The organism is Streptomyces sp. NPDC005485, assembly GCF_040606085.1.
Taxonomy (GTDB): Bacteria; Actinomycetota; Actinomycetes; order Streptomycetales; family Streptomycetaceae; genus Streptomyces.
Genome location: NZ_JBEXDZ010000325.1, coordinates 1 through 1,459 on the forward strand (window position 1 = coordinate 1; position 1,459 = coordinate 1,459).

Here is a 1,459-nt window from a genome sequence, read left to right on the forward strand (position 1 = left end):
GTCCGCGGCCGGGCACCGCTGCCACTGCACCGGGGCGTGCGGCTCCCAGCACAGCAAGACCGGCATGCAGTGCGACGCGACCACTGAGCACGCGCAGTTGCTCGCCGCTCCGGCCGATCTCCTCCTGACCACCGCAGCCGCAGCCGCGGTCCCGGTCGGGGAGCTGCTCGCTTGGTGCATCGACTGCCACCGCAGGGCGACCGCCCGGCAGCGGGCCCACGACCGCGAGCGCCACCGCCTCGAGGACGAGACCGACTCCCTCTTCTGATCAGCGCCACCCGCCCCGGCAGTCACGCCGTGAGGGCGCCGGATCGACTCCGGCCCGGGGCGCTTAACGAACTCCCCTCTGAATCACAGGAGACAGCAATGGAGCAGCTCCCCACCCCCGCAGTGCAGGTCCCCCCGGGCTGGCCCACCGTCCCGGCCGCCCCGGTCACCGGGACCGTGAGCCTTTACAGCGAGCAGCCCGCGGTCGTCTACGTCCCGGGCCCGGGCGGGCAGATGGTCGCCGTACTGCGCGAGCACCTCCCCACCGCCCCCGCGGTCTACCAGCCCCGTGACCTCACCCCGCTTCCCCTGCTCGACGCCCGGGCGCAGCGCCTCGCCGCGGGTGGACTGCTCGCCGGAGGCGTCGGTTTCGGGGGTGGGCAGCTCCTCGCCGGTCTCGGCACCGCAGTCTCCGCGCTCGCCGGTGTCGGCTCCGTCGTGATGTGGGTCGCGGTCGCGGTCGTCGCCTCGAGGCTCGCCCCCACGGTGCTCGGCACCGGCCGCGGCACGGTCCACCACCACCACACCACCGTCACGACCTCGAGCCGGTGGTGGGGCAGCACGACGACGCACGTCCGCTGACGGCCCCCTGCCGCCCCCGGTACCGGCCACGGGCCCGGGCACGGCAGAGGACCGGACAGACCGGCCCACCGCACCACCAACCAGAGAGCAGGCCAGCATGACGACAGCACGCGCACCCCGCCCCGGACAGCAGCGCAGCAGCACCCGCGACAACAAGTTCACGTCGGCGGGTGCCGCGGCCGGCGGTTTCGTCGGCGGCATGGCGTCCGGGTTCGTGCCCCCGATCAATCTGACCGTGAACAACAACCGCGGCAGCAGCACCGGCAGCGTGCTGGGGGGCAAGGTGCACACGGAGAGCCTGCTCCCCGCCCCGGAGTTCACCTCCCCCGCGCAGATCCGCAACTACTGCAACACGTTGCGCGCGGCGGCAGTCACCTTGTCGTTCGAGGTGGCCATGGGCGCCGAGATCCTCAAGGCCGTGCTCGCCACGGTGCCCGACCCGGACGGGCGGGTCGGTGGCTCGAAGATCCGCGCGTTCAAGGTCAGCCGCAAGATGCAGCGCGCCGCCGACGAACTCCGCAACGCAGCCAAGCTCGCCGCGGCATCTCGGCCACCCTCGCGGATGAGATCTCGACGTCCACCACCGGGTAGGTGTGGCCGTCCTCCCACT

Annotated in this window: 2 protein-coding genes and 1 pseudogene; all 3 read left to right on the forward strand. The window is 73.0% G+C overall.

Annotated features, from left to right (window positions below):
* Positions 1 to 268: pseudogene (locus tag ABZS97_RS43965) on the forward strand (hypothetical protein); the annotation flags it as partial.
* 98 nt (positions 269 to 366) lie between these two features.
* Positions 367 to 849 carry a hypothetical protein gene (locus ABZS97_RS43970; protein WP_356149726.1) on the forward strand — a complete coding sequence of 161 codons (483 nt, stop codon included), beginning with the start codon at positions 367 to 369 and terminating at the stop codon, positions 847 to 849.
* Between the two features lie 97 nt (positions 850 to 946).
* Positions 947 to 1,459: plasmid transfer protein TraA (traA, locus tag ABZS97_RS43975; RefSeq protein ID WP_356149729.1), on the forward strand; the 513-nt coding region annotated here is incomplete at its 3' end.

Bases quoted from the DNA above. Each gene is read 5' to 3' on its own strand.
- ABZS97_RS43970 (WP_356149726.1), top strand. From the start codon at position 367: ATGGAGCAGCTCCCCACCCCCGCAGTGCAGGTCCCCCCGGGCTGGCCC.